At 57.2% G+C, this 16,344-nt stretch carries 11 protein-coding genes; 3 read left to right on the plus strand and 8 right to left on the minus strand.

What is annotated here, in order from left to right; translation table 11 throughout:
• Positions 1-41: 41 nt before the first annotated feature.
• The 3 genes from VAE57_RS01915 (at position 42) to VAE57_RS01925 (ending at position 5,817) form a co-directional block, all read left to right on the plus strand.
• On the plus strand, positions 42-1,211 hold the full coding sequence (locus VAE57_RS01915; RefSeq protein WP_322820227.1) for an MFS transporter: 1,170 nt from the start codon (positions 42-44) through the stop codon (positions 1,209-1,211).
• Between the two features lie 104 nt (positions 1,212-1,315).
• Entirely contained in the window at positions 1,316-4,294 is a 2,979-nt protein-coding gene (locus VAE57_RS01920) for a hypothetical protein (protein WP_322820228.1), read from the plus strand.
• 236 nt (positions 4,295-4,530) lie between these two features.
• On the plus strand, positions 4,531-5,817 hold the full coding sequence (locus tag VAE57_RS01925; RefSeq protein ID WP_322820229.1) for a citrate synthase: 1,287 nt from the start codon (positions 4,531-4,533) through the stop codon (positions 5,815-5,817).
• A gap of 218 nt (positions 5,818-6,035) precedes the next feature.
• Here VAE57_RS01925 and eno read toward each other — a convergent pair whose 3' ends face one another.
• The 8 genes from eno to VAE57_RS01965 all read right to left on the minus strand — a co-directional run bounded on the left by eno (position 6,036) and on the right by VAE57_RS01965 (position 16,341).
• Positions 6,036-7,316 (minus strand): phosphopyruvate hydratase, encoded by a 1,281-nt coding sequence (eno, locus tag VAE57_RS01930; RefSeq protein ID WP_322820230.1) that lies wholly within the window; start codon positions 7,314-7,316, stop codon positions 6,036-6,038.
• 191 nt (positions 7,317-7,507) lie between these two features.
• Positions 7,508-8,293 carry a 5'/3'-nucleotidase SurE gene (surE, locus tag VAE57_RS01935; RefSeq protein ID WP_322820231.1) on the minus strand — a complete coding sequence of 262 codons (786 nt, stop codon included), beginning with the start codon at positions 8,291-8,293 and terminating at the stop codon, positions 7,508-7,510.
• 75 nt (positions 8,294-8,368) lie between these two features.
• Positions 8,369-9,850, minus strand: coding sequence for a chlorophyllide a reductase subunit Z (gene bchZ, locus VAE57_RS01940; protein WP_322820232.1), 1,482 nt, complete (start codon positions 9,848-9,850; stop codon positions 8,369-8,371).
• Positions 9,847-11,163: a chlorophyllide a reductase subunit Y gene (bchY, locus tag VAE57_RS01945; RefSeq protein ID WP_322820233.1), complete on the minus strand. Its 1,317-nt coding sequence runs from the start codon at positions 11,161-11,163 to the stop codon at positions 9,847-9,849. The genes bchZ and bchY overlap by 4 nt, the downstream gene beginning before the upstream one ends.
• 930 nt (positions 11,164-12,093) lie before the next feature.
• A complete protein-coding gene (locus VAE57_RS01950) occupies positions 12,094-13,245 on the minus strand; it encodes a tyrosine-type recombinase/integrase (RefSeq protein WP_322820234.1) in 1,152 nt (383 codons plus the stop codon).
• 24 nt (positions 13,246-13,269) lie between these two features.
• Entirely contained in the window at positions 13,270-14,199 is a 930-nt protein-coding gene (locus tag VAE57_RS01955) for an undecaprenyl-diphosphate phosphatase (protein ID WP_322820235.1), read from the minus strand.
• A gap of 74 nt (positions 14,200-14,273) precedes the next feature.
• Positions 14,274-15,605 (minus strand): aspartate aminotransferase family protein, encoded by a 1,332-nt coding sequence (locus VAE57_RS01960; protein ID WP_322820236.1) that lies wholly within the window; start codon positions 15,603-15,605, stop codon positions 14,274-14,276.
• A 1-nt stretch (position 15,606) separates the two neighbouring features.
• Positions 15,607-16,341, minus strand: a complete 735-nt coding sequence (locus VAE57_RS01965; protein ID WP_322820237.1) for a metallophosphoesterase family protein — start codon at positions 16,339-16,341, stop codon at positions 15,607-15,609.
• Between the last annotated feature and the right edge of the window lie 3 nt (positions 16,342-16,344).

Raw genomic sequence — 16,344 nt, forward strand, 5'->3', positions numbered from 1 at the left:
GTCCAGATCATTGGTATAGGACATACGTCGCGAGGTTTGTCATGAGCGTTGTATCTTCCCCGACCTACCAGCGTGCCCTTCAGTTCATTACCCTCATGGGTGTCGTGAGTCTGCTGGCCGATATGGTCTACGAGGGTGGCCGAAGTCTGAGTGGTCAGTATCTGGCATTGCTCGGTGCCAGTAGTGCGGTTGTTGGCCTGACGGCAGGGATTGGTGAGTTGATCGGCTATGGGCTGCGTCTGGTCTTTGGCTATCTGAGCGACCGTACCCGCCGCTACTGGTTGCTGACCATCCTTGGCTACAGTTTGACGGTCATTGCGGTCCCGTTGCTCGCTTTAGCCAACGCATGGCCATTAGCGGTAGGATTGTTAATGGTTGAGCGTTTGAGCAAAGCGTTACGCAGTCCGGCGAAAGACACTCTGATTTCATACGCTGCTGATCGAGTAGGTGCCGGTAAAGGCTTTGGGCTACACGAAGTGCTGGATCAGATTGGCGCAGTACTGGCGCCGCTGCTGCTGACCGCCATCCTGGCATTCAGTGGGAGCTTTCAACTGGCGTTTGGGGTATTGATTATTCCCGGCCTGCTCTGCCTGATGGTCTTGTTAATGGCACGGATGCGCTTTCCACAGCCGGCTGATGTAGTGCGGCATACCCCGGCGCTCACCACAACCGGCTTTTCACGTCAGTTCTGGTATTACCTGGCTGGCGTTGCTCTCTTTGCGGCGGCCAGTGTTGATTTTGCCCTGGCTGCCTACCATCTGCAGCGCCTGCACATCGTTCAGCCGGCGGGTATTCCCGCATTGTACGCGCTGGCGATGACGGTTGATGCCGTTGCTGCGTTTGGCTTTGGCTTGCTCTACGACCGGATTGGCCTCAGTGCATTGGTTGGGGTAACCGCCCTGGGAGCCTTGAGCACACCACTTCTCTTCAGCACTGGTCTGCTCACCGTTATCATCGGTGTTGTCCTTTGGGGTGCGGTGTTGGGTGCGCAAGAGTCAATCTTGCGCGCTGCGGTAGGCCAATTGGCGCCACCTGATCGGCGGGGCGCGGCGTATGGCCTGTTTCATGCCGGTTTCGGTGTGAGCTGGTTCGCCGGCAGCGTTTGTCTTGGTTTGTTGTATGATAGAACGTTACCAGTGCTGATCGGGGTTTCGGTTGTGCTCTATCTGGGAGCAGCGCTGGTGTTGTTTTACGTTGCCCGTCGGCAATGATGTCGGCTGGTCGCTACACATTGATCGTTGACCTTGACAGTCGCAGTATGCGATCCCTGCGCCCCGTTGCGTGAGGGATTGCTATTTCGGCAACGAGGCCGGGTATGAATACGATAGTTGTTGATATTCTACTGCCATTGATAACGGCAAGTCTGCTTGCGTTCTGGGTTGGGTGGGGAATTGCACGACTCCTGCTCCCGCCTGCTCTTCAGCCCTGGCGAACGTTATTGGCGCTCCTGATGGGATATGCACTGACGATAGTAACTGGTTATTGGGTCGTTCGTTTTCTGGGCGGATTGGGGCTGGCGCTAGGCATTCTTTTGCCGTTCGGTGGTCTGTGCAACGGGCTGGCATGGTGGCGATATGGCCCGCCGCGCATATCTGTAGCAATACGACAGCACTGGCCGGCACTCCTGGTGGCAGGAGTGGGGATTGTTGTCGGTATTGCACCGTTATTGAGTTATGGCTATTCGGCACCGATTGGTGAGGGTTGGGATATTGAAAATTACTGGCCAACCGCTCGTTACCTCAGCCGGGGGCCGGTAAGTGCGATTGCCACCGCTCCGGCTAATCCACTACGCGATCTGAATGTCAGTCCACCCCGCATTGGGTTAACCCTTGGGTTCAGTATCTGGCAGGGAAGCGTTGATCTGCTTGGTGGCAGCGAACCGCTAACCAGCTTTGCCCCGCTGCAGGCCTGGTTGCGGGCGTTGGGTGGTGTCGGTATATACGTGCTGTTACAGGTTGTCTTCAATTTTCGGCGCTGGTCAGCGACCATCGCTGCGTTACTGACTGTACTCAATGGTCTCTTACTGTGGGTGAGTTTCTTCAACTTCGGAATGCAGCTTGCCGCCTGGCCGCTGATTCCGTTGGCAATTATCGTGGGGCTTGCTGCTGTTCAGGCGTCCCGGTTTGGCGAGGGATTGGTTGCAGCGGCCATCGGTCTGGCGGCATTGCCAATAACCTATTATCCGGCGCTTGGGCCGGTCGGTCTGATGGCGGCTGGTATTGGGATCGTTACCCTCTGGCAAACGCAAGACCGTTGGCGAATGATCAGACAGGCGGTGAGTCTCCTCCTGCTCACCCTCCTTCTTGCTTTGCCTACGATACCAGACTATTTTGCCGGATTTAATTACCGCTACAGTCTGCCTTTAACCACCCTTGGCCTCTTTCGCTTTGTGCCACTGAGTGATATTGTTGGGTTGACTCCCTTTCGTTTGCGCACTGAACCAGAACCACTAAACCTGCTGGCTGGAGCGGCGGCAGTCATGATGGCTGGGCTGGCCGGTTATGCAATCCTTGCGGTACCACAGCGCAATCGCTGGGTTGGGATACTGCTGGGGGCGACAGGTTTTCTGATCTACCTGCGTTTTGGTTCAGGGTATCACTACGGTTATCTCAAAGCGGCTGCTTATCTGGGATGGATTGCCGTTGCGCTGGCAATAGCGGGTCTCCAGGCACTCATTGACCGGTGGGCAGGACGATGGGGCTGGTTACGAGCGATCAGCATCCTTGGTGTTACGCTGTGTCTTGGTGGTTCCATAACGTGGACCGCCGGGCGTGTCGTGGCCGACCATTGGGGACGCCCCGGCCTCTTTGCCGACACCCTGCCGGCATTACGTGATTTGCGGCAGGTCGTACCGGCTGGCAGTAGCGTATTTCTATCGGGAGATCCACGAGTGCAGGGCGTGACCAGTGCGTTGGCAGCTTACTTGCTCGATCATACTGCTGTGTATGGATCGGTGCGTACCGGCTATGCAACGTCGGTAGCGACAAATTATACAGGTATTGGTGATTACGTGCTGTTGCATCGCGATGAAGATCCGACAGCCTGGGGAATCGTCGCGTCTCCAATCTGGCGTAGTGACACTTATGTGCTCTATCGAAAGCCGGAATCGGAGATTGCGTATTTACCTCTCGATCAATTGCTGCGCGTTGATCAGGTAATGACGCTGTCTGTTGCTGATCGACGTCTGGGACTGAACGAAATACCTTCTACCGGCGAACCAGACGAGCGCTGGTTGACCCTCCAGGTTGCGGCGTTGGCCGAGAGTGGCCTGAGCATTGATGGCCGTATGTATCGTGTCCCAGCAGGGCGAAGCTGGTTAACCTTTGGCCCACTACTGGGTTCGCGGGCAGTAGTAGTACGTCAGCACGGAGCCGAACCGATTCTGCTGCTGAGTGCACTACTGACAACCGATCCACCGGTTGTTCGTGGGCGATTACCCCATAACGTCGTGCTACAGGCAACCACTATGGCAGAGGACTTGCGCATAACAACATCACTGACGATGTTCAACCCGGACAGTGGGCCAGTGGTTGCTGCCATCGAGTTGTGGGATCGCCGACAGGGCCACTTCTTTGGGCGTTATGGGGTGCGCGTACCGGTTGCTACTGCCATCCAGCAGCAAACAATCACCATTGATCTGCGTGATGGAACGGCAATTGCCGTTAATGAGGCCGGCGAACCATTACCACTTGGTATTCAGCAGGGTGTACGGCAACCCGGCGCTTACACAGCCCGGCTCTGGCTTGGTACCGATCAGCGTGCCCTGCTGACGCCGGTAGACCTCTTTGCATTTACCATCGATCAGGCCGGCAATGTTACGCTCGATTGGGTGGCACAACATCCGCTCCTCACAACAGCGATGAACCGTCCTGTCAATCCTCTTAACATTCGTTTTGGGGATGATATGCTGCTGCGCGGGTATGATCTGAGCGCCAGACGGGTAACGGCTGGTGACAGTGTTGCCATCACGCTGTGGTGGGAAGCATTGTGTAGCAATCTCGATGAACGGAGTATTATGCTGCATCTCCGCAATGATCGCGATGAACGCATTGCTGATGTCGATGGCCCACCGGCAGCAGGTGGACGTCCAACCAGTCTTTGGCAGGCAGGTGAAGTGGTAATCGATGATCGTCGTTTGACCATTCCGGCTGATCTACCACCGGGTCGTTACTGGCTTGTAATTGGGAGCTATCGCTGGCCCTCCCTCGAACCGCTGCTAGTCGCAGGTACTGATACAACCATCTGGCGCATCCCGATTGAGGTGGTGGCACCGGCCATGATTGCCGGTCATTAAACCGGCGCAGTGGGTTGGGACGTATTCCCATCAACACTTGCCCAACAATCCTGGACGGTGGCAGCAGGGGCGGTAAATGAACTCTGTGCAATCTGTAACAACTTTTGGTACAATACGAGGGAGCGTACCACCACAATAAAACTACTGTAGTACGGCCTCCATGATGTCGATCACAGTGCGGTAGCACTGATGTATCAATGGCGATGCAGTCGCAGTGAGCATGAAAGAGCATGGCTATGACCAGGAACACTCTCACCGTAACCGACAACCGCACCGGTAAAACGTACGAAATTCCAATCGAAAACAACACCATTCGCGCAACCGACTTACGCCAGATCAAAGTATCGGAAGACGATTTTGGTTTGATGTCCTACGATCCGGCGTACCTCAATACTGCATCCTGTAAGAGTAGCATCACCTACATCGACGGTGATAAGGGGATTCTAGAGTATCGAGGTTATCCAATTGAGCAACTGGCCGAGCAGAGTTCGTATCTTGAGGTTGCTTACCTGCTGCTGTACGGGGAACTCCCTTCAAAAGAACGCCTGGCCTGGTGGGAATACCGGATCAGTCGGCATCTTTTCTTGCACAACAGCCTGGTTGAGCTGATTCAGGCGTTCCGGTATGACGCCCATCCAATGGGCATCCTCATCAGCTCGGTGGCGGCAATGTCTACGCTGTACCCTGAAGCCAAGAACATCCACGATCCAGCTGTACGCGAAAAGCAGATCTGGCGTATTATCGGACAGATTCCGACAATTGCCGCCTTTGCCTACCGCCACCGTATTGGTCGTCCCTTTAATTTGCCTGATAGCTCGCTCAGCTACACCGCTAACCTGCTGTACATGATGGACTACATGAACCAGCGTGAGTATGAAGTGAATCCGGTTTTGGCCAAAGCGCTGGATGTACTCTTCATCTTGCATGCTGATCACGAGCAGAACTGCTCTACCTCGGTCATGCGTAGTGTTGGCTCAAGCCACGCTGATCCGTACAATGCGCTGGCCGCTGCCGCAGCCGCTCTCTACGGCCCACTCCACGGTGGTGCCAACGAGGCGGTACTGCGCATGTTGCAGCAGATCGGCCATCCAAAGAACGTGCCGGCATTTATTGAGCGGGTGAAGAAGGGTGAAACGCGCCTCATGGGCTTTGGACATCGCGTTTACAAGAATTACGATCCGCGGGCCAAGATCATTCGTAAGATTGCTCATGAAGTCTTTGCCGCTACCGCTTCTAACCCGCTGCTCGATGTCGCGATGGAGCTTGAGCGGACTGCGCTGGAGGACGAGTACTTCATCTCGCGTAAACTCTATCCGAATGTGGATTTCTACAGCGGTCTGATCTATCAGGCACTGCGCTTCCCAATCGAGTACTTCCCCTTCCTGTTCGCAATTCCACGTGCGTCAGGTTGGCTGGCACAGTGGATCGAGATGCTCGAAGACCCCGATCAGAAGATTACCCGTCCGCACCAGGTCTATGTTGGTCCACAGCGGCGGGATTATGTGCCGCTTGATCAGCGATAATTGAACGATGATCACCAGGGCGGTCTCAGGCCGCCCTGATGATTCAGTAGTCGATTGGGTGAGGGAGAAGGGTGAAGCCCAAGGTGGCTGTCGTGGGTACCGATTGGGTCATCGTAAGAGTTCCCTTACCGAATAGATGTAGCTTGCAGGGTGACCAAATGATTGCCCTGCAAGCTACGTTCATCCCGGTAGTATAGTGCAGAAAACGTTATACGATTCTACACCTTAAACGCACTACGACCGGCGTAACGGGCAGCGCTTCCCAGCTCCTCCTCGATCCGTAGCAGTTGATTGTACTTGGCAATCCGGTCGGTACGCGCCGGTGCACCTGTCTTGATCTGACCGGCGTTTGTTGCTACCACCAGGTCGGCAATCGTAACGTCTTCGCTCTCGCCGGAACGGTGCGATACTACTGCCGTCCACCCGCTGCGCTGGGCCAGTTGGATTGCACTCAGCGTCTCGGTGAGCGAACCGATCTGGTTAAGCTTGATCAGAATGGAGTTGGCTGCTTTGGCCTCAATTGCCCGCTGGAGCCGTTGCACATTCGTGACCAGGAAGTCATCGCCGACCAGTTGGACGCGGTCGCCCAGCTTTGTTCGCAACAGTGCCCAACCTTCCCAGTCGTCCTCGGCCAGACCGTCTTCGATAGAGATGATCGGATAGCGATTGACCAGATCAACCCAGTAGTCAACCATCTCGGCGCTGGAGAGTGAACGCCCTTCGCGCTTGAGATGATACTTGCCATCCTCAAAAATCTCGGTTGTCGCCGGGTCGAGGGCGATGACAATCTGCTCGCCAGGGCGATAGCCGGCCTTCTCGATAGCTTCCATAATCAGTTGCAGTGGGGCGTCGTTGGTGGGCAGGCTGGGGGCAAAACCACCTTCGTCGCCAACTGTTGTGCTGAAGCCGCGGTCGTGAATAACCTTCTTCAACATGTGATAAATCTCGGCACCCCAACGCAGACCCTCGCGGAAGCTCTCGGCACCAACCGGCATAATCATAAACTCCTGAAAGTCGGTGCTGTTCGTGGCGTGCTGACCGCCGTTCATGATGTTCATCATCGGCACCGGCAGTACGTGGGCATACACACCACCCAGGTAGCGGTAGAGGGGCAGGCCAAAAGCAGCCGCAGCCGCCTTCGCCGCCGCCAGTGAGACACCCAGAATGGCGTTGGCACCGAGCTTACTCTTGTTGGGCATACCGTCGAGTGCAATCAGTTCCTGATCGAGGGCAATCTGGTCAGCAGCGTCGAAGCCGATCAATGCTTCGGCAATGTCTTCGTTCACCGCTTGTACAGCTTTCAGCACACCCTTGCCGTTATAACGCGATTTGTCACCATCGCGTAACTCAAGCGCTTCATGGGCACCGGTTGAGGCACCACTGGGTACGATGGCCCGTCCGACATCACCACTTTCCAGCCGAACATCGACTTCGATGGTTGGATTGCCTCGTGAGTCAAGCACCTCACGGGCAACGATTGCTTCAATTAGTGTTGACATACTTCCTCCGGGAAACCAGGCCCGAATCCTTTGGTCAAGCAACGGTGGTTGTTGACCGCTGCTCAGTATAGCACGAATAAGCAGAGCGATGCGTAAAGGTATTGTGAACGGATCGCTTCCGCAATCCAACCAGCAGTGCGGTTGGCGCGGAAGCGTGGCTTACGTAACCCGGGATGAGTGACAGAGCGTGATCAGGCGTGTAGATCGGGTAAATTGAGCGTCACCGGACTGCTGTCCATAAGCGGTCGCAACGGTGTGATCGAGACGTAACCGGCGCGTACTGCACCATCGTCGGTATCGATATCAAAATCGGGAACCCGTTCGCGAGCGAAGTGAAAGATGATTTGTGAACGTTCCACCGGGTCGGTCGGGTTGAGTTCAATGTCGAGGTAGTGACCGAAGAAAAACTCTGAAAGACGGGTTTGGCGAAATCCGCGCAGATCGTCTGGTGAAGCGACGTGAGGAACATTGACGTTCAGCACCAGTGGTGCCTGACCGCGAATCTGTTCGAGCAACGGAAACAAGCGCTCGGCAACGTAAGCTGCGGTCGTCCATGGCATCGGCTCAGGGCCGATATATTGCAGGGAAACTGCCATGGCCGGTAGTCCCCATAGCGCCCCAATCATCGCTGCGCCGACCGTACCGCTCAGCATCACATTACTGCCACCGTTCAGGCCACGGTTAATGCCGGCGACGACTGCATCTATCGGTGGCAACACCCCACTCAACATCGCCACCGTCACGCAGCCCACCGGAGAGCCATTATGGGCAAAGGCCAGCATACCATCAAGTTCGGCAGGGGGAATAATTGCCCGTAACTCACGATTGTTTTGTGGCGGTAATGCCATACTCATGGCGCTCTGTTCTTCGGCTGGAGCAACGACACTTACCCTGGCACCCGCAGCACGCATCGCTTTGGCCAGTGCCCACAGACCGGGGCTATCGATTCCATCGTCATTGGTAACTAAGATATGCATGCAGCATTACTCCGCAACGTGATCTGATCATCGGCAGAGAACGCCGTCAAGAGACGACGTTCTCTGTTCAGCATATCACGCCGCGCCGCTCTGAGCAATTGCTGCTTCGACAATCTCGATGCCAACCTCGTTCAGGCCACGGGCCTTCGCGAGCTGCTCGGCGGCGGCACGCAAGCTGCGGCTGGCACTGATGCGGGCAAGGTAGGGGACGGCCTCAAGAGCTGCGTTTAGCCGCTCGGTTGCCTCTTTTGTCCAGGGCATCGTTTCCGCAGAGGTCGGTTTGGGTGGGCCGGCAGGGCCGGGGTTGATGGTCTCTACCGGTAGGAAGTTGATCACCGTTTCGTAGAACCGATTCACCAGTTCTTGCATAATATTGGCTGCACCGGCATAACCCATAAACGGGGTGCCGGTGGTGCGGCGGACAACCGGGCCGGGGAAAGTTGCGGGAATGAAATGGGTGCCGCGAGCGTTAGCTTCGGCCAGATAGATTTTCTCGTTGATACTGCCGAAGACGAATGCCGGCGCTTTGGCGTGCAGCCGTTTACGAATCTCGATATTGTCGGGTTCATCTTCCCGGCGCGGGCGGCCCGATACCCAGGCAATCTTCATCCCCAACTCGTCGCCGAGAAAGCTGCGCAGGCCATCGGCATAGCTGCGGGCGGCGACAATAGCACAATCCACGGTTGCAAACCAGTCGCTCTGTGGCCCACGCCACAAATCCCACACCGGCTGTAGGGTGGTACGCTTCTCGCGCTCAATGAAGGCGTCGACTTGAGCCGGATCGATGCCCAGGAGCTGCCCCAATTCGCGCAAAAAGGCCGTCGTCCCAAACACGCCAAACGGCGCAAAGAGGTACGGTCGTCCCAAATCTTCAGCCAACCCCTGCCCGAATTCGCGGTACATCACCACATTCACTGCCGCTTCAGCCAGTTTGGGCGTTGTGGCAATGCTGCCTTCGTAGGGGTAAACGAGATTGATCTCGGCGCCAATCCCGGTAATCAACCGCTGCAATTCGTAGAGGTCGCTGGGCGCGTTGAAGCAGCCAAGGGACGGTCCGATAATGTTGACTGTGCGCGGACGAGGCTGGACATCTGCGTTGACAAAGGGCTTGCCGTACTGCTCCCAGGCAAAGCGCAGAGCACGTTCACGCCCTATCCATTCGTCCTGTTCCAGAGATTGGCTCCAGAAGAAGCGGGCGTCGGGGTCAATCCGGGCGACCAGTTGGGCGTGATCGGCGCTGATCATCTCGCTCTCAGCAGTGGAGATGATCAGTAAGCGTTTGCCGTCCAGCATACCCATCGTGCGCAGATCGTCGATGGTGCGAATCAGCGCTTTGGCGGTACCGTTAATGACATCCTCCTCGCGGATCGAGGTTGGGGTCAGGTTGGCCATATGTGGCAAGGCGTCGGTATAATCGGTGACCGCCATGCCGAGCAGGTTGTAACAACCGATTGGGGCATCGCAGACGATATGCACATCGGGGAAGCAGCCAAACACCCACGACGCTCCCCAGTAGCTACTTGTGTCAGAAATATCGCGGATCAGCGTGATACTCATCGATGTCCCTCCCGGCGATCATCACCCTCGAAGAAGGCAAGCATGCGGTCGTAGATGGGTTTGCGGTTGAGCAGATCACGAACAAAGGTGAGCGAAGCGATCATGCCCCCGGCCAGGAAGAGGGGGCGCACGCTGAGGATATTGGTGTAGTAGACGGCGGGAATACCCTTCTCTTTGGCGTAGGCAGCCAGGGTCGTGGTGCCGATGATGAGATCGAACGACCAGCGCTCCATTGCCGCCTTATCATCTTCCAGGGTTTTGCGATAGATGACAGCTTGCGTGCCATGTGCTTTCAGCCAGGCTTCGTCAGCAGCGGTGAGTGCACTCGGCCCGATACTCGTGCTCACATACGGCACATGGGCACCGCCTTCGATCAGCAGGCGGGCGTAGAGTATCTCATTCCCTTCATAGCCCGAAACCAGGATGGTCGCGCCCTGCAAGGGCTTGCTGGCCAGAAAACCGCGGGCAGTAGCTTCTTCCTCGGCAGCAACCCGTTCGACCGTATCTTCATCGAGTTCAAGGGCTGCGCCAATCGCACGAAGCCAGGCTGCACTGCCGTCGGCGCCGATAGGAGCACCGCTGATCACCACCACACCGCGCTCGCGCAATACACCAATCGTCTCGCGGTAGAAGGGGTGAAGGGCCGCAACTGCGGCTGCCCGTCCTGCCTGCCGAATCTCATCAACATGCCGACCGGGTAGCGTAGTGACGACTCGCCCACCCATCCGGCGTACAACTCCGTCAATCAACAGCGGATCGGCAGGAAAGACCTCACCGATCAGAGCCAGTGTTCCCGGCTCGTGGTCGCCGCTGGTGTCGATAAATCGCCGCATCACCGCTGCCAGGGCAACATCTTTGGCTTCAGGATGGGAATGGATGGCATACGCGGGCACCCGTACCAGAATAACCGGCTTGCCATCAATCTCTTTTGGTAACAACTCTTCGGCCAGACCGGCTGTTTCGGCGACACAGAGTGAAATAACCGGGATAAACGTGGTATTAGCCGCTGAAGCAGCCTCGGTAATTGCGGCATTGGCTGCTTCCTGAACCTTGCCGCTCGACAATTCAGCCGTACCGAGGGCCGGAGCGACGATGCTTTTGCGGGCGGCGTAAAAATGAGTGACGAACGTCAGACCGTACAAACAGCCGGTATCGGTGACCATTGCCGGTTGTGCGCCCTCGATCCTGGTTAGTACCCGTAAGGCTCCGAAGGCTGGGCACATCGTTTGGGGATGGAGTTTGCAGGCGCCACCACGAAATGGTTCTGTCGCCGAATCGGCACCTGCTGGCGTGAGGGGAATGATCTCGGCCATAGTAACTCCTCTGCCTGGACACAGCCACTTTGCTGGATTCCAGGATGATGATACGGGGAAACGGACAATTGGTATTATACAACAAAATGCTTGCGTAATAGGTCATGCAGGATAAAGATGGCGGTGGGTTGGTGAGCCGGAGGGTTGAAACCCTGCCTCAATGCGTGGAAGCGCCTCCGGGGCTAGCCTGCCGGCGGAGAGGGGGTATCGGGCGGCGAATTGGAAGGGGGCGAGTTAGCGTGGAGCGGCGGGTTAAAACCCTGCCTCAATTCATTAAAGCCCTGCGGGGCTGCCTGCTGGCGGGGAGTGGGTGCGGGGCGGCGAATGACAAGGGGGCGGGTTAGCACGGATCGGAGGGTTGAAACCTTGTCTCAATGCGTGGAAGGTCGGCGGGGCTGCCTGACGGCGGGGAGGGGTGACGGTCGTGCCATAACGTGCTGGATGGATTGCCTTACCCGCTCGTTGGGCGCGTGTCGCGACGTTTGGAGTGCGGCAGCCATGCTGCCGCAGCAGCCGTGCTCACGATCCGGCGCGTGGCACGCCGTTGACCATCCTGGTCACGGGGATGCTAAAGGAGTATGCGACACGCCCCCACCCTCACCCGCCCCCAGCGGGGGCGGGAACCACCGCTACCGGACGGACTCTCGCTGTCGCACGCTGGTGCAGGGGTGCGATGCACCGCAAGAAGTGAGTACGGCGTACCGTTACACGTGGTGAGCGAGCCGGACGCTCGCGCTCCCAGGAGATGCCAGCGCCTGTACGCCACGCGCATCGTGGAGCGTGGTGCAGGGTTTGGAGTACGTAAGCTACACCCCACCATACCTCTACACCGGTCGCGTGTTGCAGCGGACGCCCGGCTGGTCAGGGGTCAACGTGCGTGTTCATTCTCGTCACGTTCATCTAGCTGATTGGTGAGTGGTGAGATGGAATCTACTCCTCATCGGGCCACGGATCGGCGCTGAACTGATCGTGTACCTCTTGCAATTGCACGTCGGCGTAGCTGGCGTAGAAGCTCCGGGTTACTTCGACGCTGCGGTGACGCAGGATTTGTGAGACTTCGGCCAGCGAAACGCCTTCGTTCAGCAGGTGATACCCGACAAAGTGGCGGAAGGTGTGTGGTGTAACTTGACGTAATAATTCAGCTTCGTCAGCCTTCCCTTCCCAGACCAGGTGGTCGGCGAGAGCGTTGGCTGCCCCGGTGACGATTCGCCAGCCGCTGATACGCGACAGGCGTCCGCCACCCGTGCGGGGATCAAAAGCAATAAAGAGTGGTTCGCGGGCCGCCGGCCAGTTACGGGCGGCCAGGTAGCGGTGCAGCGCCTGTTCGGCGTGGCGCCGGATGAAGAGGGTTCCCTCGCGGCGGCCTTTGCCGCGGACGATCACCCGCGGCAAGATGCGCCGGTCGCGGGCGACATCCCCAACATCGAGACCAAGTGCTTCCGAGATACGGGCACCACTCGAAAAGAGCAGGTGCAAGAGAGCCGCGTTGCGTAGGCGGGTGAGCATCTGGCGTTCACGCTCTTCGCCCTGCGGTTTGTCGTAGAAGCGTACCAGCCGGCGTAGATCAGGTGGGGTTGGTGCGACCGGATCGGGTAGCCGGGGCAGTACCCGACTGACTTCGGGGCGAGCGGCGGCAACCCGAAACGAGATGGCACCCTGCGAGTCGGCGAGGGCCAGAAAGCCGAACAGCGGGCGCACGTAGGCGTGAACAGTTCGCTCAGAGAGTCGTTCGCGCCGGCTGTCAGCCTGAGCCGCAGCCCGCTGTGAGAGGTCGTAACTGCGTTTGCGCAGAGCACGAGCGTAGGCGACCAGATCGGCTACCTGCAAATCGCCCAGACACTTACGTCCATTTCGCTCGGCCCAGCGCACAAAGATGCGCAGCGCAGTTTCGTAACTGGCAATCGTTGGCCGGGCATGGTGGCGTTGACGTTCACGAGTACGCTCATCGAGTTCGTTGTCATCGTCGTCATCGAGGCCGGCACTGGCCAGCCGTGCCAGCCAGATCGCCCCGGCCTCACGGATTGGTGTGGTCGGGGTCAGTGGTTGCTCGCTGAGGTTGAACGTCGCCTGATCCTCGTCCATCGGTCTATTCCTCATTGCAGTCGTCTACAGGATGCCCAGCGCTACTGCGCCGATAATCAGCACACCGGCAATGATGCGATAATAGCCGAAGAGGGTGAAGTTGTGCGTTGCAATGTAACGTAAGAGCCAGCCAATGCAGCCATAGCCCACGATCATCGCCACCGTCGCGCCGAGTAGCAGCCGGCCCCAATCGCCACTTTGAATCTGATCGAGGCTGCCGATCAAATCTACCAGCGTTGCCAGGCCGAGCGTTGGAATTGCCAGGTAAAACGAAAAAGCTGTGGCAGTTGGTCGATCAAAACCGGCCAGCAGACCACCGACAATTGAGGCTCCAGAGCGAGATACTCCCGGAATCAGGGCGAAGGTTTGGGCGATACCAACAATGAGGGCGCGGCGGTAAGAGACGTTGCTAAAATCGACGGTGGCAGTCGTTCGGGGTTGCCGCGCACCGTCCCATTCTATCCAGAGGAAGATAAAGCCACCAATGATCAGGGTCGTTGCCATCAGTAGTGGTGACTCGAATAACACAGCTTTGATGAAGTCACGGGCTAACAACCCAACCGCGGCTGCCGGCACAAACGCAATGATGATCCCCAGCCAGAGTTTACGAGCTGTGGTAACGGTCAGCGTATCACCGCGCCCGATCACAGCGGTAGCCTGCGTGAGCAGATCGCGCCAGTAGAAGATCAAGACCGAGCAGACCGTACCGAACTGGATAGCGATTTCAAATGTACCACCGATGCTGCCCTGGTAGTTGAGCAATTCGCTGATCAGCAGCAGATGGGCAGTTGATGAGATCGGCAGCCATTCAGTAATGCCCTGAACAATTCCCAACACAATAATTTGCCACCAGTCAGGATTTGCCGGGACGGTAATAAGCAAGGAGAAGGCCAGCAAGACACTGAAGCCGATGAATAGCCCTGAACGAGGTAGCGTGATCGATTGGACTTGCATTGCAGGTACAAACTCCTTACATATTGCAGTAGGTGACGTTGCAGAGAGGTGTATCACCTGCCATTTTTTGGATTTCAAGCGGATTCGGCCATCACCAGCTCGATAGCTGCGGCAACCGCAGCCACCGTAGCCCGAATGTCCTCTTCACTATGAACAGCCGACACAAAGCCACTGCGCCCTCGCATCAAGTCAACACCATGCAGGTGTAACGCCATCCGCAGCCGGCGCAGGATTTTGGGGTCTCCCCCGCGTTTAAGCGTGGCAAGTGGCAGATTGCGCGGAATCTCACCGGGGAGCAGGTCGGTTGCCGGATCGACAAACAGGTGAAAGATCGATCCATCACCGAAGGCTGTCCAGCCACGCAAACGATGCGACGCAAACAGCTCGTTGAGCATTTGGATGAGCATTGTGCCACGTGCGGCGGCGATAGCACCAGGTTCGCCGGTAGCGACGGCCCGTAGCATAGCAATGCCGGCAGCCGCAGAGAGAGGATTGGCGTTAAACGTTCCCTGTTGGCGGATGCGTCCACGGGGGCCATCCTCGTCATGGGCCAGCAGGTCGAGGAGGTCAGCCCGTCCGACCAGCGCCCCACCAGGCAATCCACCGGCAACAATTTTGGCCAGACAGACCAGATCAGGGTGTACTCCGGCACGTGCGCAGGCACCACCGGGCGCAACCCGAAAGCCGGTAACGACTTCGTCGGCGATGAGCAACACACTGTATTGCTGAGTAAGCTCACGTAAGCCGGTCAGAAATGTATCGGGAAGCGGGATCGAACCGTAGGAAGCACCTGTAGGTTCGAGAATGACCGCGGCAATGTCGGTATGTGTCGCCAGCGTTGCAGCCACCTGATCAAGATCGGTCGGCAAGATCAGCAAACTAGAGAGGGTTGCCGGCAATACTCCGCGGTGGGGATCATCGGGATCGGCACCGGGGGCGAGTGCGTCGTGCCAGCCGTGAAAATGGCCCGCGAAGCGGATGATCGTCGTCTTGCCGGTAGCGGCGCGGGCAATGCGCAGAGCGAGGGTTGTGGCTTCACTTCCCGATGCGGTAAAGCGAATGCGTTCAGCCGCCGGAATGAGGTTGGCAATCAGATCGGCCCATTCCAGTTCAAGGCGATGGTTGGCGCCGAGATGGGTGGCGATGGGGGCTTGCTGCTGAATGGCGTTAACAATGGTGGGATGGCCGTGACCAAGCAGCAAGGCTCCGTGACCACACCAGTAATCGATCATCCGATTGTCATCAACATCCCACTTATACGGCCCACTGGCTCGTTCCATGAAGAGAGGGAAAGGATCGGCGTAGCGACCATCGTGGGTTGCACCACCGGGGAAGCGGACACGTGCCCTCTCGGCGAGCATCGCTGAACCGGCAAATCGCCGACGATATTGATCTTCGAGTGTCATATCACATTCCTACACTCAGGCGATAAATAAGGGCGGGTGGTAACCCATAATCGCGCATCTGTTGTTGAACTTGTTTAATATCGTAGGCAACACGTTTGAAGGTAACGGTTTGTCGGTCAGTATCGAGAATGACGTAGGCTGCTCGTGGATCGTGGTCACGCGGTTGCCCGACACTACCGGGATTGATGAAGTAGCGTGCATCAGCGGTGAGCGCCAGTTGACTATCTGCTTCTGGCATAATCCGTTCACAATGGCTATCGTTACGTAGACAGCGGAAGGCAAACTGGACGTGGGAATGACCGATGAAGCAGACCGGCTCGCTAAACCATTCGAGATTCGCGATGGCTTGCGATGGCATCAACAGGTATTCCCAAATCGGTTCGCGTGGGCTGCCGTGAGCCAGGTAGTAGTGGGTATCGGCGCTACGGGCCGGCGGCAGCGGAAGCAGCCATTCGCGATTGGCCGCGGTCAGTTGGGAACCATTCCAGAGGTTTGCGCGCCGGGCATCGGGATTAAAATCGTTAAGACTAATCTTGCCCAGACAGGCCAGATCGTGGTTGCCGGTGAGTGTTATCGCAGCGTGGTGCCGGATCAGCTCGACGCATTCATTAGGGGCTGGGCCATACCCTATCGTATCACCCAGGCACCACAGTGCATCAAAGGAGCCGGCATCGGCCAGGACAGTCTCAAGGGCGACAATATTCGAGTGTACATCAGAAAGAATAACGATTCGCATATT

Origin of the sequence: Chloroflexus sp. (assembly GCF_034434295.1) — a bacterium.
Lineage (GTDB): Bacteria > Chloroflexota > Chloroflexia > Chloroflexales > Chloroflexaceae > Chloroflexus.

Coding starts and splice junctions, on each gene's coding strand:
- VAE57_RS01915 (WP_322820227.1), top strand. CDS start 42: ATGAGCGTTGTATCTTCCCCGACCTACCAGCGTGCCCTTCAGTTCATT.
- VAE57_RS01920 (WP_322820228.1), top strand. CDS start 1,316: ATGAATACGATAGTTGTTGATATTCTACTGCCATTGATAACGGCAAGT.
- VAE57_RS01925 (WP_322820229.1), top strand. CDS start 4,531: ATGACCAGGAACACTCTCACCGTAACCGACAACCGCACCGGTAAAACG.
- eno (WP_322820230.1), bottom strand. CDS start 7,316: ATGTCAACACTAATTGAAGCAATCGTTGCCCGTGAGGTGCTTGACTCA.
- surE (WP_322820231.1), bottom strand. CDS start 8,293: ATGCATATCTTAGTTACCAATGACGATGGAATCGATAGCCCCGGTCTG.
- bchZ (WP_322820232.1), bottom strand. CDS start 9,850: ATGAGTATCACGCTGATCCGCGATATTTCTGACACAAGTAGCTACTGG.
- bchY (WP_322820233.1), bottom strand. CDS start 11,163: ATGGCCGAGATCATTCCCCTCACGCCAGCAGGTGCCGATTCGGCGACA.
- VAE57_RS01950 (WP_322820234.1), bottom strand. CDS start 13,245: ATGGACGAGGATCAGGCGACGTTCAACCTCAGCGAGCAACCACTGACC.
- VAE57_RS01955 (WP_322820235.1), bottom strand. CDS start 14,199: ATGCAAGTCCAATCGATCACGCTACCTCGTTCAGGGCTATTCATCGGC.
- VAE57_RS01960 (WP_322820236.1), bottom strand. CDS start 15,605: ATGACACTCGAAGATCAATATCGTCGGCGATTTGCCGGTTCAGCGATG.
- VAE57_RS01965 (WP_322820237.1), bottom strand. CDS start 16,341: ATGCGAATCGTTATTCTTTCTGATGTACACTCGAATATTGTCGCCCTT.